The sequence below is a fragment of the Lentibacillus kimchii genome, from assembly GCF_055381965.1.
In genome coordinates, this window is record NZ_AP043934.1 from 1,525,432 (window position 1) to 1,543,985 (window position 18,554).

20 protein-coding genes are annotated in these 18,554 nt (G+C 43.0%); all 20 read right to left on the reverse strand.

Annotated features, from left to right (window positions below; all coding sequences use genetic code 11):
- Window positions 1–76: 76 nt before the first annotated feature.
- Window positions 77–628 (reverse strand): ReoY family proteolytic degradation factor, encoded by a 552-nt coding sequence (locus ACZ444_RS08180; RefSeq protein ID WP_382361381.1) that lies wholly within the window; start codon window positions 626–628, stop codon window positions 77–79.
- 36 nt (window positions 629–664) lie between these two features.
- Complete coding sequence (locus tag ACZ444_RS08185) at window positions 665–1,930, reverse strand: tetratricopeptide repeat protein (protein WP_382361379.1); 1,266 nt, start codon at window positions 1,928–1,930, stop codon at window positions 665–667.
- Window positions 1,931–2,028: 98 nt separating this feature from the next.
- Window positions 2,029–3,324, reverse strand: coding sequence for a 3-phosphoshikimate 1-carboxyvinyltransferase (gene aroA, locus ACZ444_RS08190; RefSeq protein WP_382361376.1), 1,296 nt, complete (start codon window positions 3,322–3,324; stop codon window positions 2,029–2,031).
- Window positions 3,325–3,347: 23 nt separating this feature from the next.
- Window positions 3,348–4,454 carry a prephenate dehydrogenase gene (locus ACZ444_RS08195; protein WP_382361373.1) on the reverse strand — a complete coding sequence of 369 codons (1,107 nt, stop codon included), beginning with the start codon at window positions 4,452–4,454 and terminating at the stop codon, window positions 3,348–3,350.
- The gene (gene hisC / locus ACZ444_RS08200; protein ID WP_382361370.1) at window positions 4,445–5,551 is read right to left on the reverse strand and encodes a histidinol-phosphate transaminase; all 1,107 of its coding nucleotides are present in this window, start codon (window positions 5,549–5,551) and stop codon (window positions 4,445–4,447) included. Before hisC ends, ACZ444_RS08195 begins: the two co-directional genes overlap by 10 nt.
- Window positions 5,541–6,644, reverse strand: a complete 1,104-nt coding sequence (aroB, locus tag ACZ444_RS08205; RefSeq protein WP_382361367.1) for a 3-dehydroquinate synthase — start codon at window positions 6,642–6,644, stop codon at window positions 5,541–5,543. The genes hisC and aroB overlap by 11 nt, the downstream gene beginning before the upstream one ends.
- Window positions 6,644–7,810: a chorismate synthase gene (aroC, locus tag ACZ444_RS08210; protein ID WP_382361364.1), complete on the reverse strand. Its 1,167-nt coding sequence runs from the start codon at window positions 7,808–7,810 to the stop codon at window positions 6,644–6,646. Before aroC ends, aroB begins: the two co-directional genes overlap by 1 nt.
- A 187-nt stretch (window positions 7,811–7,997) precedes the next feature.
- Window positions 7,998–8,774, reverse strand: coding sequence for a CheR family methyltransferase (locus ACZ444_RS08215; protein ID WP_382361362.1), 777 nt, complete (start codon window positions 8,772–8,774; stop codon window positions 7,998–8,000).
- A 115-nt stretch (window positions 8,775–8,889) separates the two neighbouring features.
- Window positions 8,890–9,336: a nucleoside-diphosphate kinase gene (ndk, locus tag ACZ444_RS08220; RefSeq protein ID WP_382361359.1), complete on the reverse strand. Its 447-nt coding sequence runs from the start codon at window positions 9,334–9,336 to the stop codon at window positions 8,890–8,892.
- 77 nt (window positions 9,337–9,413) lie between these two features.
- Complete coding sequence (hepT, locus tag ACZ444_RS08225; RefSeq protein ID WP_382361356.1) at window positions 9,414–10,385, reverse strand: heptaprenyl diphosphate synthase component II; 972 nt, start codon at window positions 10,383–10,385, stop codon at window positions 9,414–9,416.
- 31 nt (window positions 10,386–10,416) lie between these two features.
- Window positions 10,417–11,124, reverse strand: coding sequence for a demethylmenaquinone methyltransferase (locus tag ACZ444_RS08230; protein ID WP_382361353.1), 708 nt, complete (start codon window positions 11,122–11,124; stop codon window positions 10,417–10,419).
- Between the two features lie 16 nt (window positions 11,125–11,140).
- On the reverse strand, window positions 11,141–11,908 hold the full coding sequence (locus ACZ444_RS08235; RefSeq protein WP_382361350.1) for a heptaprenyl diphosphate synthase component 1: 768 nt from the start codon (window positions 11,906–11,908) through the stop codon (window positions 11,141–11,143).
- Window positions 11,909–12,031: 123 nt separating this feature from the next.
- Window positions 12,032–12,238, reverse strand: coding sequence for a trp RNA-binding attenuation protein MtrB (gene mtrB, locus ACZ444_RS08240; protein WP_382361347.1), 207 nt, complete (start codon window positions 12,236–12,238; stop codon window positions 12,032–12,034).
- A gap of 123 nt (window positions 12,239–12,361) precedes the next feature.
- Window positions 12,362–12,634 (reverse strand): HU family DNA-binding protein, encoded by a 273-nt coding sequence (locus tag ACZ444_RS08245; protein WP_382361344.1) that lies wholly within the window; start codon window positions 12,632–12,634, stop codon window positions 12,362–12,364.
- Between the two features lie 312 nt (window positions 12,635–12,946).
- Entirely contained in the window at window positions 12,947–14,425 is a 1,479-nt protein-coding gene (gene spoIVA, locus ACZ444_RS08250; RefSeq protein ID WP_382361341.1) for a stage IV sporulation protein A, read from the reverse strand.
- 184 nt (window positions 14,426–14,609) lie between these two features.
- On the reverse strand, window positions 14,610–15,341 hold the full coding sequence (locus tag ACZ444_RS08255; RefSeq protein WP_382361338.1) for a hypothetical protein: 732 nt from the start codon (window positions 15,339–15,341) through the stop codon (window positions 14,610–14,612).
- Window positions 15,342–15,354: 13 nt separating this feature from the next.
- Complete coding sequence (locus tag ACZ444_RS08260; RefSeq protein ID WP_382361335.1) at window positions 15,355–15,552, reverse strand: DUF2768 domain-containing protein; 198 nt, start codon at window positions 15,550–15,552, stop codon at window positions 15,355–15,357.
- Between the two features lie 196 nt (window positions 15,553–15,748).
- Entirely contained in the window at window positions 15,749–16,015 is a 267-nt protein-coding gene (locus ACZ444_RS08265) for a stage VI sporulation protein F (RefSeq protein WP_382361332.1), read from the reverse strand.
- A 61-nt stretch (window positions 16,016–16,076) separates the two neighbouring features.
- On the reverse strand, window positions 16,077–17,114 hold the full coding sequence (locus ACZ444_RS08270) for an NAD(P)H-dependent glycerol-3-phosphate dehydrogenase (protein ID WP_382361329.1): 1,038 nt from the start codon (window positions 17,112–17,114) through the stop codon (window positions 16,077–16,079).
- Between the two features lie 18 nt (window positions 17,115–17,132).
- Window positions 17,133–18,443, reverse strand: a complete 1,311-nt coding sequence (der, locus tag ACZ444_RS08275) for a ribosome biogenesis GTPase Der (RefSeq protein WP_382361327.1) — start codon at window positions 18,441–18,443, stop codon at window positions 17,133–17,135.
- Between the last annotated feature and the right edge of the window lie 111 nt (window positions 18,444–18,554).

Sequence of the window (18,554 nt, forward strand, 5' to 3'; positions counted from 1 at the left end):
TCTGTCAGGAAACTTAAACTAAAAAATAGCCAGTATGACTGACTATTTTAATTACCTGCTGGCTATTCTGCTTTAATTAGCCATCCGTATTTTCTAACTTATGCAACTGCTTCACCCATTTATTGAAGTTTTGCTTATGACGCTTATCCAGAGCCTTATTGATGTTTTCTTGTATGGTTTTGAGCTGGTAGTCATAAATTGTTTTCTCTAATATTTTCTGTGCCCTTTCCTGATCCTCAGCGGTGATAAAATAATCATCCGGAAGAAACGGATTATCGATAAGTACGGCCGCATATAATGCATTCTGATTCTCATTCTGGAAGCTTAACTGAATATACAGAGGTGTGTTCTGATTCATACGAATATCATGAAACGCTTTTTCAGGGTCCGTCGTCACAAGCTGCTTTTTGTGAAAGCGAAAGGCTGTCTCAGTCGAACTGGTGCTGCTTATAATAAACCCTCTGGGACAGAATTTAGCTTCGCGCACAAAATGAACGTTTGACAGAAGTGTCTGGTGATTAAGGATATAATTGAGAATCCACACGCTTTCACGTTTTTTCAGTTGATAATGACTCAAAAACCATTCGATAAAACTCTTTTTATCCTGAACGGAAACAGGCGATTGCATCAGGATCGAGGCCTCCTCAAAATTAGTCCATGAACGTTAAGTATCTTGCGTATCCTTCAGACGCTCAACATACTCTTCAATGTCTGCATCCATTGGCTGGATAGCTAAATAAGCTTCAAATATTTGCAGAGCCGTTTCGATTCTTCCTTCTTCTGTCAGAAAATAGCCATATTCTTTCAGGAAATCGCTATCCTGGTTTAAATGATTGTATGCTTCCTGATAATGGGTTAATGCATTCTGATAAGATTCTAATTCATTATAGGCTCTTGCCAGTTCCCATTCATAAAGAGGATCGGTTGCCTCAGTATCCTGGACGCTGGTAATAAGCTCAACGATATCTTCGTGCTTGTCTTTTTGCTTTAGCAATTCAACCATAAATAACAGCGCCTCTTTATAATCGGGATCAAGGGCAATGGCTTCTCTAACCCACTTTTCACTTTCTTCATCTTTACCCAGCTGATGGGCTATTGACCCAGCAAAAAAGTACAGCTCTTTATTAAATTCATCAATTTGAATACCCTGTTTAGCTGTCTTAAAGGCCTCATTGATCATGCCTTCATCTTCATATGCTTTAGCCAGCTGATAATAGGCTGTATGATAATACATATCCTGTTCAATAACGCTCTGCCACGCTTTAATTGCTATATCACGGCGTCCTGCATGCAAGGCTGTGAAACCATATTTAAACATCGTATCCGGGTGTTCACTGTCAATATCCTGGTACAGTTCCAGTGCTGTTTCATATTCGCCGGATGCCGCATAGGCTTCGGCTAAACGGTCATTAACTGATATATTAGCCATTTCTTTTGTAACCTGAAGGACTTTTTCGTAATACGTAATAGCTTCCCGGTAGTCGCCATTCGAAAACAGCAGCTCGCCTAAAGCAAAATCAATAACAGGCTCAGTTGGTTCCTGCTGCTTGGCAGTTAACAGTTTTTGTTCCGCCACCTCAAACAATCCTTGAGCCTGATAGAGATCTGCCAGCTGGATAAGTGTCTGTACATAATCCGGGTCTTCTTCCGTGATCTCATTCAGCAAATTGATAGCTTCTTCGTCGTTATCCTGTTCGATATAGACATCTGCCAGCATAATTTTTATCTCGCTTTCAGCAGGAAAACGCTGCATGAGTTCTTCCAGCAAATCGGCTGCTTCAGCTAAAAAACCCCATTGCGTAAATAATTCAGCAATGGTAAATTTCTCCTCATCATCTGCCTTTGGCAAATAGTCCTCCAGCATTGAAATGGCTTCATCAGATTGTTGCGCCTCCATCAAATGAACGGCTTCCATAATGATAGGATCCATGGGGAACATCCTTTCTCTTTCACGGTAATCATATCAGTTTATCATACAGATCTGGGATGTATCTGTAAACAGAAAAGAATCTGCCTGAAACAGATTCTTTACCAATTACTTGTAAGCTTGCGCAAATCCCGAAAAAACCCGGGGTAAGAAATATCGATAGATGATGTATCATCAATCACAACGTCATGACTGGCTCTAAGTGATGCAACTGCAAGCATCATAGCAATCCGGTGGTCATTATACGCTGATGCCTTTCCACCGGTCAATCGCGAAGTTCCTCTGATTATCATACCATCTTCTGTCTGTGTAACCCGGGCACCGAGGCGGATCAATCCATCCGTGATGGCTTCAATTCGATCCGTCTCTTTCAAACGCAATTCACCCGCATCGCGGATAACTGTCTGGCCTTCAGCCTGTGTAGCAGCAAGAGCTATAATTGGCAGCTCATCAATGAGCTTCGGGATGATGTCGCCTTCAATAATGATGCCCTGAAGATTTTGCTGGGTTACCGTGACGTCACCAAACGATTCACCAGCCATCACTTGCTGGTTGGAGACTGTTATACTTGCTCCCATTTGTTTTAATACATCGATCACACCTGTACGCGTCTCGTTTAGTCCGACATTAACCAGCGTTAATTGGCTCCCCGGTACGATCGCTGCAGCTGCCATGAAAAAAGCGGCAGAGGATATATCACCGGGAACATGAACGTCTGTTCCTTTTAATGCAGTTTGATTTGTCAGCCGAATCCGGCCGTCTGTTTCACTTATGTCAGTTCCAAAAGCCCGGAGCATCTTTTCAGTGTGGTTTCGGGTGGGAGTCTTTTCGATCACTTCGGTCAGTCCATCAGCCAATAGCCCACCTAAAAGAACGGCAGATTTAACTTGAGCACTTTGGACAGGAAGTGTGTACTGCATTCCTTTGAGCCCTCCACCTCTAATTGCCATAGGTAACAATGATCCGGATGCGCAGCCGTCAATGCGGGCCCCCATTTTTTTGAGCGGCCTGACAACCCGGTCCATCGGCCGGGATGTCAGGGATGTATCACCATAAACCGTCGTGAACAGCGGGAGACCAGCCAAGACACCAAGCATCAATCTTGCCGTTGTTCCTGAATTACCAAGATTAAGCGGTGCAACAGGCTCTTTAAATGCGTCGGGACCGTTGCTGTGAATTTTCAGAGAGGTATCATTCTGTTCAATTTGTACACCCAGTTGTCTGAATGCATCAGCCGTTCGCATGCAGTCCTCGCCAGCCAAAAAATTTGTAATCACTGTTGTGCCTGTCGCAAGGCTTCCCAGTATAATGGCACGATGGGTTATTGATTTATCACCAGGTACTTGTATCTCCCCGATTAGAGGTCCTGATGCAGGGTTTAATACGGCATGTTTCAATGAGCCACCCACCTTTCATTCATTTACTCATCAAGCATCAAATCATAGCCTTGTTGCTTCAGCAGCTTATAACTTTTTAACTGTTCTTCTTTACTTGCAACACTTAAACGAAGCACGCCTGTTATCCCTTCGCGTATTTCAAGTATACGTATATTGGTAATGCTGATCTTTTCGGCTGCCAGCAGGTTAGCAACGGTTGCAATCGCTCCTGTTTGGTCACGTATGTCGACATATAGGTCATAAAAGGACGGAATCGCCCCCTGTTCCTGGGCTCCGAGTCCGTCCCGGTAATCTTTGGCCTGTTTTAAATAAGCCGTTAAGGCCGTCTTATAATCCTGCTCTAGCATTTGTTTAAGTGCTTCCATCTCCTCAATCCAATCATTAAGCAATTGAACGAGTTTTTCTTTATTGTGATAGAAAATATCCTGCCATAAATCCGGATTACCTGAAGCTATGCGGGTAACATCACGAAACCCGCCAGCGGCCAGCTGTGGAATAAATGCGTGTGTATCCCCCCATTTTTTGGCCTGCTGGACAAGGGCCGAAGCAATCAGATGTGGGAAATGGGAAATTACCCCGGTCATCTCGTCATGCTCGTTTGCCTCCAGTCTGATGATATGGCTTTTCGTTTCCTTGAGCAAATGTTCCAGTGACTTAACAGCATCTTCGGTACAATCTCTGGATGGAGCCAGTACATAAATGGCATTTTCGAACAGATGATCTTTAGCAGCTGTAATACCTTTTTTATGGGAACCGGCCATCGGATGTCCGCCTATAAACTGAATACGAGGATTCTGCAAATGATCAGAAGCATCAGCGATCGGCTGTTTAACAGAAGATACATCAGAAACGATCACATCTCGTTCAAAAGTCATTTGATCCAATTCCTGCAGATACTGAATGGTTTCTGTGATCGGCGTTCCTAAAATAATGATATCTGCTTGATATGCGCTGTCTGTCAGATCTTCACACGTTTCATCAATAACATGATTGATCAGAGCGTATGTGAGTGTCGTTTGATTACGATCATAACCAATAATATAATAATCCCCTGACTGGCGAAAACGCTTGGCCAGCGATCCCCCAATCAGTCCCAGTCCGATCATTAAAATTGTCTGTTTCACGACCATGTCCCCTCAGTAATCGCTGTATTAAGCTGGTACAAGACACGTTGGAGTTCTTGCATGTCTGTCTCGCTGCCAATCGTTATCCGTACGGTATCAGGCACACCAAGTCCTTCGCCTGCCCGGACAATAAAACCATGCTCAAGCAAATATTGGAATGTCTGCTCGCCGCTGATCGGCATGGATATAAGCAAAAAATTGGTATGAGAATCATAATAGTTCCATCCAATCGAATCGAGAAACGCTTCAAATGACCGTTTAATTGCCTGGTTGCGGGTGACGGTATCGTTAAGAAAAGCCTCGTCCTCCAGCGCAGTTATAGCCGCTTTTTGAGCAATCGTGGACGTATTAAATGGTCCTCTGACAACGTCAAGGTCCGAGATAAGGCCCGAATTCGCGATGCCATAGCCAATTCGCAAACCTGCGAGACCATACGCTTTGGAAAATGTACGCAGCACAATTACATTGTCATACTGCTGAAGATATTGTAAAATCCCCGGCTGAAATGTACTGTCGACATACTCCAAATAGGCTTCATCCAGAACGATTAGAACATCCTTTGGACATTGATCAAGAAAGTCATACAAATGATTACGAGGGATGAGGCACCCTGTTGGATTATTCGGTGAACAGAGCCAGATAACACTGGTTCTTTGATCAATGGCTTCCAGTATAGCAGAAAGATTATGATAGCCATTGACTGTTGGCACTTCTTTAACCTGAGCCCCCTCGACAAGGGCGTTATGTTTATACTGCGGAAAAGTTGGTGTTGCCATAACTGTATTCACACCCGGATACAGGAAAGCACGTGTGATAATCTGTACAATTTCATCCGTTCCACTTCCAAAAATAAGCTGATCTTCTGAAACTTTCAGCCTGTCAGCCAATACATGTCTTAATTCTCCCGTGTAGCCATCAGGATATAAATTGAAAGAGGACTGGTACCTGCTGAAATAATTAGTCACTTCCGGTGAATGGCCAAATGGATTTTCATTTGATGCCAATTTAACAATTTTATTCAGCCCGTATGTCTCTTTAACTTCTTCAATTTGTTTACCCGGCTGATAGGGTGTCATATCCTTTAATACCTGTTTACTTTTCATGTTGTTTACCCCCTTGTTCATTTGATGACAGCAGTTCGTTCTGGAATGTCCTCAAATAGCTGAGCATGTGACGATCATCTATTTCACACATAACGGGATGGCCGATTTTCTGCAACAATACCATTTGAATGGTGCCACTGACTGTTTTTTTGTCACTTTTCATTTTGGTGAAAATGGTCTCAGAATTAATTGACGGCCACTTCAGTGGGTACCCGTTAGATTTAAGCCACCTGTATATAGCGTTGTATGGCAGTTTAACGCCATATATTTTTTCACTGACCCAGATAGCAAACAGTAAGCCAATCGCAACGAGCTCGCCATGCGTCCAGCTGCCATAACCAAGTATTGTTTCCAATGCGTGTCCTAATGTATGGCCAAGATTTAAAAATTTGCGTTGATCCGTTTCATACTCGTCAGCCTCAACAATCGCTGCTTTAACATCAATGCCGCTTATCAGCTGATGGGACAGCTTTTCACTTGTCAATGCTGATAAATCATTCGCCATGACTGCTTCATACATCGCGCTGTCTGACAACAGTGCTTCCTTCAGCAATTCTGCATAACCAGATCTGATTTCCTGTTCTGTAAGAGTCGCAAGGGTTGTGACATCGTAAATGACCGCAGCGGGAGCGTGAAAGCTGCCAATCATATTTTTACCCTGTTCATGATTGATAGCTACTTTTCCTCCAACACTGCTGTCATGGGCCAGTATTGTTGTCGGCATTTGAACGTAGTCAATACCGCGCATAAATGTCGCTGCAACAAATCCGGCTACATCCCCGACAACGCCACCGCCAAGGGCAATTATGAGCGAATTTCTTTCGAGACCGAATTCAATCGCTTTAGTCTGGAGTTCATAAAAGACATCAATGCTCTTTGCGCTCTCTCCTGACTGAATTGTATGAACGGCAACATGCTTCTGTGACAAACTTCTTTTGACATCTTCTAAGTAATAGCGGGCAACTTTTTCATCCGTTACAATTAAAATAGATGGATACGTCTTAGGAAGATAGTCTGCAGTCCAGTGACGCAAATTCTCCCCGACATATACGTTATAGGTATGCGTTGCTGCCCTGACGTGCGTTACATTCACTAAAACCACCTTATTTCGTTGCGGTAGTCCTCGACGGCCTGTTTAAGTTTGGGAAATTGGTCATTTGGAAATTGTTCGGTCAGGGCATTCGCCAATTCAAAGGCAACAACATGTTCCATAACAACAGCTGCAGCAGGAACGGCACAGGCATCAGAGCGTTCAATGCTGGCGCTGAACGGCTCTTTTGTTTCAATATCAACACTCTTAAGCGGCTTATAAAGGGTTGCAATGGGTTTCATGACGCCTTTGACAACAATAGGCATGCCCGTTGTCATGCCGCCTTCGAATCCGCCAAGCCGATTCGTCTTCCGGTAGTAGCCCGTTGTTTCGTCCCAGGCGATTTCATCATGCACATCACTCCCATTTTGGCGGGCTGCCTCGAATCCCAGACCGAATTCGACACCTTTGAAGGCATTAATACTGACAACATTGCCGGCGATCCGACTGTCCAGCTTTCGATCATACTGTACGAAAGAGCCAATACCAGCAGGCATCCCTTCAACATAAACTTCCGTAACACCGCCAAGTGAATCCCCATCCTTTTTGGCTTGGTCGATGGCATCCATCATGGGCTTCTCAGCATTGTCGTCCAATGTGCGAACAGGCGATTCCTCAGAGATACGCTCCCGTTCAGCTGCCGCCAGGCTGGTATTTTCCTCTGCAGTAATACCGCCAATTTCTTTAACATAACCTGTGATATCGATTCCCAGTTGTTTCAAAAGCGTTTTGGCTATAGCACCTGCAGACACACGTGCAGCCGTCTCTCTTGCCGAAGATCGTTCCAGGACGTTTCGCATATCTCGATGACCGTACTTCAAGGCACCATTCAGGTCGGCATGTCCGGGCCTGGGACGTGAAACAGCCCGTCGTGATTTTTGCCTTTCTTCCGGAGGATCTTCGCCCATAATGTTGACCCAATGCCGAAAGTCATCATTATTTATGACGAGCGAAATGGGCGACCCCAACGTGTAACCATGCCGAACACCACTGGTGATTTCGGCTAAGTCTTTTTCAATTTGCATGCGTTTGCCACGTCCGTACCCTTTTTGCCGGCGCAGCAATGAGGCGTTGATATCTTCGCGGTGCAAAGGCATATTAGACGGTACCCCTTCTACAATGGTCGTCAGTTGCTTACCATGTGATTCACCGGCTGTTAAATAACGCATGAGACTTCCTCCTTTGCGATTTACACTATAGCATAGGAAATATAAAGGCTAATTGACCTTTCATAATCGAATAAACAAGATACAGATTAAAGTTTATCATACTATATCATAAATGATCTGTTTTTTGTTAAAATTCTCATTAAAAAACGTTTGACAAATTAGACAAACGCTTTAAATACTTTAAAGGTTATTCATTCTTTTGATAAAAAAATGTATCCTTTGAATCCAACCGATAGTTTTCTGGTTTAAATATTTGTTCGGTGCTCCCAACAAATAATACGCCGTGCTGCGTCAGAGAAGAGGCAACGTTTTTGTAGATAGTGGATTTTGCTGCTTCTGTAAAATAAATCAGGACATTTCGGCAGATAATCAAATCAACATTTGCTGGATAGGCATCCGCCAATAAATCATGCTTTTTAAATTGCACACGCCGTTTAATCGCATGATCAAGATGAAACTCATTTTCCTTTTGTATAAAATACTTTTGCCGCAAATACCAGGGCAATTCTCTTAATGATTGTTCCGGATATATCCCCTGTGCCGCTTTTTCCAGCACCCCATCGTCAATATCTGTCGCCAGAATCTGATAATCTGCCTGCGGAAAATTGTGATCAAGCATGATGGCGACGCTATAGGGTTCTTCACCAGTTGAACAAGCAGCACTCCATATGGTCAGCTTTTGCCTGCTTTTTAACAGCTGGGGCAGAATGGACGATCTTAATACATCCCACCGCTTGCTATTCCTATAAAAGTTGGAGACGTTAATCGTTATCCTATCAAGCAATTCATCAAGAAGGCTTTGGTTCTGGTCAATGGCTGATAAATAATGGTGAAATGTTTGAAAGCCGTTTTTATCCCGCAGCGATGTGAGCCGGCGTTTCATTTGTGTTTCTTTATATAAAGTTAAATCAATGCCGTGTTTCGCTTTCATTTCAGCCGCAAAATCCAGGTAGTCATCTGTCATAGTGAACGCCTCATTTATCATTTTTGCAATCGTTCTGTCCTTTTGTAAAAAGCCTCCGCAAAAAGGGAGGCTTTTTTCATCTTAAATCATGTCGCCAGGAAGCGGTCATGATGATTTAATAAATCCACTCACTGTCCTGTTTCGTATACGATACTGTGTCATCTTCCGGAAAGAACAGCTTCATTTCCTTTTCTGCGCTTTCAGCTGAATCAGATCCGTGAATAATATTTTTGCCGACGGAAATGCCATAGTCGCCACGGATTGTTCCCGGCGCAGCTTCAAGTGGCTTCGTATCGCCCATCATAGTACGTGAAGTTGTAATGACATGCTCACCTTCCCAGACCATGGCCAAAACAGGTCCAGACGTGATGAATTCAACTAATTCACCGAAAAACGGCTTGTCCGCATGTTCACCATAATGCGTTTTAGCTAGTTCAGTGGATATTTGCATCAGTTTAGCACCCACCAGCTTAAATCCTTTCCGTTCAAATCGGCTGATAATGTCCCCCGTTAAGTTGCGCTGTACGCCATCGGGTTTAATCATTAAAAATGTTTGTTCCATTGTCAACATCCTTTTTATGTATTTTGCTGCTGATTTCCCTGAAATTTTAACAAATTTTAAGGGAAATCACAATCAGTCTATGATCTGCGGCTGCCGATATACTTGGCAATGCGCTGTAATGTGAATTTCGCCTTATATTCGGGCAGACCTTCTAATTCCTGCAATGCCTTTTGTAAGTAGCGATCGCTCAAACGATATGATTGCGGGATTGCTTCACTTTCTTTCATTGTGACAAGTAATTGCTGCCATTCCTTATCGGACACCCCTGATGGTTCACTGAATGCCGCAGATAACTGCTGATAAAACGTTTCATCCTTCATGGCAAATAACATTGGCAAAGTCACATTGCCTTGAAGAAGATCATTGCCCGCAGGTTTACCTAATTCAGCCTCAGATGCGGTGATATCAAGTATATCGTCGATGATCTGATACGACATACCAATATAATAACCATAACGGAATAATTTTTCCTGATATGCTTCTGGAACATTGGCGGCGATTGCGCCCATTTTGCAGCTTGTGGCGATAAGCAGAGCTGTCTTTCGTTTAATTCGGCGCAAATAGTCACGCAAATTCTGATTCCAGTTATATTTGTCCTTAATTTGTTCAACTTCACCCGTTGAAAGTTCAACCATCGTTCTTGAAAGTGTATGATGAGCGTCAGGCTCCAAGAGAAATGTAATATACTCAAGTGCCCTGGCCAGAATGAAGTCGCCGGTATACATGGCGACACGGTTTCCGTATAATTGTTTAATGGTTGGTTTTCCACGGCGGATGGCCGCATCATCTATGACATCATCATGAACCAGTGATGCCATATGGATAAGCTCCAGCGAGACAGCAACTGTCTTAGCCCGTTCGATATCAAAACGCCCAAATTGGCCACACAACAGGACAAAAACAGGACGGATCCGTTTCCCCCCTGCCTGCAGCAATTTTGTGGAAGACTCGCGTAACAGATGATGGTCTGCTTGAATGGCTTCAATCAAGGCTTGTTCAATGGCATCAAGTTCTTTTTTTAAGTGTCCGTACGTTTTTGACAGTTTCATACATGTCACCTTTTATCATTTCATCATTTCATCATTCTTTCGTTCCCATGTGCATCGCTGCAACGCCGCCAGTATAAGACTTCACCCTGACATGTATGAAGCCAGCTGAAAGAAACATTTGTTTAAGCTTCTGCTTATCCGGAAAATGTTTAGCGGACTCCTGCAGCCAGGCGTATTCCTGATAACTTTTTGCAAGCATTTTCCCTAATAGAGGCATGATGAAACGGAAATAAAAATAATAAACCTGGCGGAAACCAATCAGGGTTGGCTGTGAGGTCTCCAGGCATACAACTGTCCCACCTGGTTTAAGAACACGATACATCTCTTTTAGGACAGCCATATAATCAGGTACATTGCGCAGACCAAAACCAATCGTCACATAGTCAAATGAGTTGGCGGCAAACGGAAGGTCCATCGCATCTGCTTGCATTAATGAGAGCTGACTGTACTGCAATGATTGATTTTTCTTTTCCGCTACCGAGAGCATATTCGAACTAAAATCGAGGCCAATGACTTCACCACTGCTTCCAACCTCTTCAGCAAGCGAAAGTGCCCAATCGCCTGTGCCGCAGCAGACATCCAGTGCACTGGCACCTTTTTCAACGTTCATGCGCTTCATGACGTCTTTTCGCCAGGCTTTATGCCGCTTAAATGAAATGATTGAATTCATGGAATCGTAATCGCCATAAATTTTTTCGAATACCTGATGGACGCGTTCTTCTTTTGTTTGCTGTTCCATGGATACCCTTCCTCCACTATTGTACTTGACTGTTTGTTGAAAGGTGCAAACGATTCCTTATGAGCGATACAGCAGACGTAAGATGTGCCGGGAACTGTGCCAGCTGTTTATCAATCACTGAGTTCTCTTTGCTGATAACAAGATCGATTGTGTCAAGAACCGTCTGATAATCTGTCACAGGGTTACTGGAAGACCAGGGGTCAAATGCCGTATCGAGACCGGAGGACATAATATGGTGTTTGATGGTCATCAACTTTTTAATAATGAGCCACTCGGCGGCGATACTGCTGAGCGCTGTTTCACCAACAAATTCAGCCATACGCATGATCAAACGCGATTCCAGTGTTTTAATAACATCAATAAATGCCTCTAGTGAATGAAACGTTTCATGATATAATTGCATTTTCAACTCATTAATTTCGGTGATCGAAGTCGCCAGAGCACGCGTCATACCAGTTTCTTCTGCTTCTGACAGAATCAAGTAATATAAACCGCTATAGTAGTCGCCGGCCAGCACAGATAATTGTTTTGTTTTTTCACTCTTATCACATGACACTGACTCATCTGTATCTGTTACCTGATCATGAGTGTCAAGCGCTATTTGAATTAGCATGGCTGTCACAATATAGTGTTGTTTTCTTTCTTCAGATACAGCTGATTGTTTCAGTATTGACGACATGACACATAATTTAGATTCATCCGGAGAGGGCGTCTTCACATACTGCTCGATATAGTCATGGTGCATTTTATCTTTTATGAGCGCTTTTAAATGGCGAATCTCCATGTCGGATGTATACAAAGCAACCACCTGAGCCCTTTCTCCTTTAATGAAATTACAAGGCTATTATAGCATAATATTGATTGGGTGCCATAATTAAAAATAAACTTGAGACAGCTGGGTTATCTTTTATTCATTGGTCATTTCACCATGGCTTGTCTGGATGACGGCTTTGCCCCTTACCTTGACAGCCGAAGTATGTTCGGTAAACTGGGCAATCATCACTTCATCCTTATCCAGTTTTTCGGAATGATGAAAACGCGTATCTGATCCTCTCGTCAATCCAATAACATTGACACCATCTTCCAGTGCTTTGACGACAACAAACTCTTCCATCACCTGCACCCCCTGCGTCCTAAAATTAAGCTCAGTCTGTGAAAACCGCAGCCAGTACGTATGTATTAAGAGAAAAAAGGGCACGCCGCCACGTGCCCTTTTCAGAACCCATGTAAGTATCGTTTATTTAACACTTTCCTTCAGGGCTTTTCCTGGTTTGAAGGCAGGAACTTTACTTGCAGGTATGTTAATTTCTTCGCCTGTTTGCGGGTTGCGTCCCTTCCGTTCAGAACGCTCACGTACTTCAAAGTTTCCGAACCCGATAAGCTGGACTTTTTCACCGTTTTTAAGTGAATCCATGACAGATTCAAATACTGCATCGACAGCCTTTGTGGCATCTTTTTTGGAAAGATCGCTTTTTTCTGCAACAGCATCAATCAAGTCTGTTTTATTCATGTCATTCACCTCCTCCCAAAAATAAACATTGATTCAGGAACAAAATACAAAAATATCTATTATCAGTTGTTCCCTATCCGTCTTTTTTATACGTCACATCACCAAATCAATTGATGACAAGGCTTATATTAACCGAGAATCGCACAAAATTCAACAATAAGTGCCTAATTCATAGGGTTTTGATTTAAAATCACTGCCTTTTTTTATGATTTAAGGGGGGGTGCCCATCAGAAAACTTATATTCATAAACGCTTGTGCTGACGTGTTTTAATAAATGCCAAAAAACAAAAAAATAGCAACTATGTATAGCTGCTATAAAATAATGGCGATAAGTCCACCCGAACCTTCGTTAATAATCCGCTCAAGTGTATCTCTTAATTTATATCGGGCATTTTCCGGCATAAGCGAAATTTTTGCTTGAATGCCTTCACGAACAATGGAACTCAGTGATCGACCAAAAATATCTGATTCCCAAATGGATAATGGGTCTTCCTCAAAATCCTGCATGAGATATCTGACTAACTCTTCACTTTGTTTTTCTGTTCCGATAATTGGTGCGAACTCAGATTCCACATCAACTTTCACCATATGAATCGATGGCGCTAAGGCTTTCAGCCGGACACCGAACCGTGATCCCTGCCGTATAATTTCCGGTTCGTCCATCTTCATATCTTCAAGGGTTGGTGCAGCAATACCATAACCTGTTTGCTTCACCATTTGTAAGGCATCTGCTACTTGGTCATACTCCCGTTTTGCATGGGCAAAAGTCTGCATGAGTTCGAGCAAATGCTCTTTGCCCCGAATCTCTTCACCGACGATTTCCTTAAGCACATCATCATACAAATATTCTGGTGCATGCAGATCGATTTCAGCTACTCCATCTCCCATATCCATTCCGGCCAGATTGGCTCTGTCAATATGATCATAAACTGTAAAATCGTTCATAATATGATCGACATCGCGCAGCCTGTGGATATTCTTAACAGTGGACTGAATGGCCCCCTGATAGTCTCGCTGCAGCCAGTGATCCTCATCAAGGACCATTACCCAGCTTGGCAGATTAACATTCACTTCAAGCACCGGAAATTCATAAAGCGCTTCACGCATGACATTATCGACATCATGTTCTGACATTGTTTCAATGTTCATTGCCAAAACCGGTATATCATACTTCTCTGTAAGATCCTGGCGCATAAGCTCTGTTTCCTGACTAGTTGGTTTGGTTGAATTGACGACCATGATAAAAGGTTTTCCAACTTGTTTCATTTCTTCCACGATCTGCTCTTCCGGCTCCCGATGATCTTCTCGTTCTATCTCGCCAAACGATCCATCAGTTGTCACAATCACACCAATTGTCGAGTGTTCCTGTATAACTTTTCGTGTGCCGATTTCAGCAGCATCATGAAAAGGTATAGGATCCTCATACCAAGGTGTGTTAATCATTCGCGGCCCATTTTCATCCTCAAATCCCTTGGCGCCGTCAACAGCATAACCGACGCAATCTACCATGCGGACATTCACATCAAGTCCTTCTTCGACATGGACTGAGACAGCCTGATTCGGAATGAACTTGGGTTCGGTGGTCATGATTGTTTTTCCACCAGCACTTTGCGGCAGCTCATCATGCGCTCGGCTGCGTTCACTTTCATCCGCGATATTAGGCAAAACCCCCAATTCCATAAAATTCTTAATGAACGTTGACTTTCCTGTACGAACAGCCCCGACGACACCAAAATAAATATCGCCATTTGTCCGTTTCGAAATATCTTTAAAAATATCAACCTTTTCCAAATGATCCCCTCCCGATCTCCTTTTGCAAAAATCAAGACAATTTTCGAATGATGACATTACAAGCCTATGACGTTGTCCTATTAAATTATGACTTCAATATGTTTAAAAAGAGAAATAATTAAGTTATAAATAATAAATCCCTTGCAACACACTATATGTCACAAGGGATTTATTATGCTATTTATCATTTATCATCCGCCAGATTGAAAACAGGGTCACCATTCTGAATCGTGTATGGAAGCGAATAAGCGGGTACAAATGGTGTGTTTTCCGCTAATATATAACGGATGTCATCACCCCGTTTATAAGCATTATCATACTCATTCAGCGCCCTTGTTAAATCAATCCGGTAATCAACGTACAAATCACCTTCTTTGTCCATGACAATAGGCAGATTCTCCTGTGAGTATGGACTCGTTACATAGGGCTTGGAATCCAGTCCCAATTTTTCATAATCCAATCGGAATACACCATCAGCAATCTCTTCACCAAAAGGCGGATAGGTATGTTCAGAACGATAGACGTTCAGTCGGGTTGCTACGTCCCTAATAGTATTGGAAATCCGCAGATCAATCAGTTTAACACGCGGATCATCATCGGGGGTAATAATCGTATATTCATAAGTGCCGCCATTCTCGTATGCTGTGCCTGGTATTTCTGTCATAATATTTTCCTGTTTTAATGGCTGAAAGTCAATCAGGTGCTTCCGGAATATAGGCGTATCCTCTGATTTGGTTCGAATTGGGAGCAATCCGTCTGTTTTTTCCTGGTACTGATTGACAGCTGATTGAACTTCTTCCAACTGAGATTCATTAGGTTTTTGATTTTTCGATAGTTCATCATCCGGGTAAAGACACCCGCTTAAAAGCAATAACATAAGACTTGAACACAAAAGCAAATAATATGTATTTCTCATGGTCTAACGCCTCCTATGCTGTTGGACCGCTGAACACGATGTATATAATGATAATCGCACCAAATATCAATGCAATATAGGCAAGAGCAGACACAATCCCGGCCAGGACACCTTTTAATTTATATCTGCTGAAAAGAATCAGTCCCATAGCCACAATCAGAAGGCCCATCCCAATGAATGAAATCCACATATTCAGCATACTTTCTGACACATTATCCACTCCTCCCATCAAAACACATTCCATATTATAACATATGACATGTCCACAAACACACAAAAATCCGGAATGAAGGGGGCTGTCTTCATTCCGGCCTGACTAAATAATACCCACCGCGGACTCTATCCAAGAATGCTTGTGCGTTTTATACTATGCGCGTGTATGGATAAATGTATACTCACTTGCCCAATCATGGCTGATTTTTAAACAGGTTATTAATCGATTGCATATCTGCCGGCATATTATTTTGGGTTATCGACTCAACAATTTTGTCCTCTTTCTCTTTTGAAACAGGGCTGTCTGCTAATGTTGCCAGACGCTGTACAAGAGACCTGATCGTCTCCTCATCTGAAAAATCTGTCTGATTAAGCGAATCCGCGACTTGGTATATCGCCTGAGAACTGATATCTGAATTTTGCTGGACCTTATCAAAAAGTTTGTCATGGAACTCACTCACACGCTCGCCTCCTTGCATTATCATCTCAAGCGCATTGTATGCAAAGATAGGCGATTAAGTGTTATGACAGATAATCTGTGCCCTGGAGAGCTGAAATGTCATCTAATTCCTCACGTTTACTCCGATTCATTAGCTGATCAACAACCTCCCTTGGCTCCTGATCAGCAAACAAAATCTTATAAAGACCTTCCGTAATCGGCATCTCAATTTCCTGCTTTTCAGCAAACTGGTAAGCCGCTTTCGTGGTCCGTGTTCCTTCAATGACCATTCCCATTTGGTCTACGACTTCATCCAGTTTATGGCCTTTGCCCAGCATATTGCCGGCACGCCAATTTCTGCTATGAGGGCTTGTACAGGTTACAATCAGATCCCCCACCCCTGGCAAGCCTAAAAACGTTAATGGGTTCGCCCCGAGTGATGCACCCAGACGGGTTATTTCGGCCAGCCCTCGTGTAATCAGTGCAGCTTTAGCATTATCACCATAGCCGAGTCCATCGGATATACCGGCGCCAAGGGCAATTATATTCTTTAAAGCGCCACCCAGTTCAAGCCCTGTGACATCGTTACTCGTGTACACCCGGAATGATTCATTGATGAACAAGTCCTGTGCAAATGCTGCATTATCTGTGTTCAGAGATGATACGGTTACCGTGGTCGGCAGACGTCTGCCGACTTCTTCCGCATGACTTGGCCCTGAGAGAACAGCTATGTCCTCCGTGTCATAATTAACCATTTCTTCGCCAATGACCTGGGATACACGTTTTAATGAACCTGGTTCGATTCCTTTTGTTGCATGGATAATAACCGGCTGCTGGATCAGGGTATTATTTAATTCCTCACAAACTTCACGAATGGCTTTGGTCGGAACAACCATAACGATGGCTGAGACGTCCTCAACAGCCTGGTCCAGTTTATGAAAAGCTCTGACTTGTTCTGGAACAGGTGCGTCCAGATACTGTTCATTCCTGTGCACTGTATTAATCGTCTCTGCTTGTTCTTTGCGGTATGTCCAAAGTCTGACGTCATGTCCCTTATCAGCCAGGACAATACTTAAAGCTGTTCCCCAACTGCCCGCACCTAATACTGCTACACGTGCCATAATGACTCCCCCTTATCATTAGTCTCGTTTTCGTGCATAGATTTTAATTGGCGTTCCAGTGAAACCAAATGCATCCCTGATACGATTTTCTAAAAATCGTCTGTAGGAAAAATGCACTGAATCGGGATCATTCACAAATACGACAAAGGTTGGCGGTTTAACAGCGACCTGTGTAGCATACAGTATTTTCAATCGCCGCCCTTTAACAGTTGGTGTTGGATTCATCGCAATGGCGTCCATAATGACATCATTTAAAATGTTGGTTGGGACCCTTTTTGCGTGATTTTCACTGACTGTTTTAACAGCAGGAATTAATGTGTGTATGCGTTTTGTGGTTTTGGCAGACAAAAAGACAATTGGAGCGTAACTCAAGTATTGAAACTGATCACGAATTTTTTGTTCAAATTCATTCATTGTTTTGTCATTTTTTTCAACCGTGTCCCATTTATTAACAACGATTACAACCCCTCGTCCTGCATCATGCGCGTAACCGGCTATTTTTTTATCCTGTTCCCTTATGCCCGTTTCGGCATCAATTAAAATAGCCACAACATCCGAGCGTTCAATTGCTTTTAAGGCTCTCATAACACTGTATTTTTCGGCGCCTTCATAGACTTTGCCACGTTTGCGCATGCCAGCCGTATCAATAATGACAAAGTCCTCACCATCCTTCCGAAAAGGTGTGTCAATCGCTTCTCTAGTCGTTCCTCCCTGCTCACTGACAATGACGCGTTCTTCGCTTAATAACGAATTGACCAGCTGTGATTTCCCTACGTTAGGTCTGCCGATTAAACTAAAATGAATGCTGTCATCATCCAATGATTCGTTCTGCATTTCCGGAAAATACGTTAGAACGGTATCCAGTAAATCACCAAGACCCAAACCATGCGTCCCCGAAATCGGGTAGGGATCTCCAAATCCGAGCGCATAAAATTCATAAATGTTTTCGCTCATTTCAGGATTATCAATTTTATTGATACCCATGACGACTGGTTTATTGGATTTATATAATAATGTCGCCACTTCCTCATCGGCAGCTGTTATGCCTTCACGTCCGTTCAATAAGAATATGACGACGTCTGATTCTTCAATAGCAATTTCGGCCTGGCTGCGCATTTGAACTATAAGCGGCTCATCGCTCATATCAATGCCACCTGTATCAATGACATTAAACGTTGTTGTCAGCCATTCGGCCTCGGCATAAATACGGTCGCGTGTCACGCCAGGTGTATCATCCACAATTGCAATACGATCTTCAACGAGACGGTTAAATATAGTGGATTTCCCCACATTTGGTCTCCCGACGATAGCTACGACTGATTTTCTCATGAAAGGAACATCCTTTCTAAATCATGTAATTCATGACTCTAATTTTTTTCATGGCTTTTATTAATTCTAGCAAAAGAACGGTTGAACCACAATCATTACAGGAAGGATATT

Excerpts from the sequence above, each read along its gene's own strand:
- ACZ444_RS08180 (WP_382361381.1), bottom strand. The coding sequence starts at position 628 with ATGCAATCGCCTGTTTCCGTTCAGGATAAAAAGAGTTTTATCGAATGG.
- ACZ444_RS08185 (WP_382361379.1), bottom strand. The coding sequence starts at position 1,930 with ATGGATCCTATCATTATGGAAGCCGTTCATTTGATGGAGGCGCAACAA.
- ACZ444_RS08195 (WP_382361373.1), bottom strand. The coding sequence starts at position 4,454 with ATGGTCGTGAAACAGACAATTTTAATGATCGGACTGGGACTGATTGGG.
- hisC (WP_382361370.1), bottom strand. The coding sequence starts at position 5,551 with ATGAAAAGTAAACAGGTATTAAAGGATATGACACCCTATCAGCCGGGT.
- aroC (WP_382361364.1), bottom strand. The coding sequence starts at position 7,810 with ATGCGTTATTTAACAGCCGGTGAATCACATGGTAAGCAACTGACGACC.
- ACZ444_RS08215 (WP_382361362.1), bottom strand. The coding sequence starts at position 8,774 with ATGACAGATGACTACCTGGATTTTGCGGCTGAAATGAAAGCGAAACAC.
- ndk (WP_382361359.1), bottom strand. The coding sequence starts at position 9,336 with ATGGAACAAACATTTTTAATGATTAAACCCGATGGCGTACAGCGCAAC.
- hepT (WP_382361356.1), bottom strand. The coding sequence starts at position 10,385 with ATGAAACTGTCAAAAACGTACGGACACTTAAAAAAAGAACTTGATGCC.
- ACZ444_RS08230 (WP_382361353.1), bottom strand. The coding sequence starts at position 11,124 with ATGGAACAGCAAACAAAAGAAGAACGCGTCCATCAGGTATTCGAAAAA.
- ACZ444_RS08235 (WP_382361350.1), bottom strand. The coding sequence starts at position 11,908 with ATGGAGATTCGCCATTTAAAAGCGCTCATAAAAGATAAAATGCACCAT.
- mtrB (WP_382361347.1), bottom strand. The coding sequence starts at position 12,238 with ATGGAAGAGTTTGTTGTCGTCAAAGCACTGGAAGATGGTGTCAATGTT.
- ACZ444_RS08245 (WP_382361344.1), bottom strand. The coding sequence starts at position 12,634 with ATGAATAAAACAGACTTGATTGATGCTGTTGCAGAAAAAAGCGATCTT.
- ACZ444_RS08255 (WP_382361338.1), bottom strand. The coding sequence starts at position 15,341 with ATGAGAAATACATATTATTTGCTTTTGTGTTCAAGTCTTATGTTATTG.
- ACZ444_RS08270 (WP_382361329.1), bottom strand. The coding sequence starts at position 17,114 with ATGGCACGTGTAGCAGTATTAGGTGCGGGCAGTTGGGGAACAGCTTTA.
- der (WP_382361327.1), bottom strand. The coding sequence starts at position 18,443 with ATGAGAAAATCAGTCGTAGCTATCGTCGGGAGACCAAATGTGGGGAAA.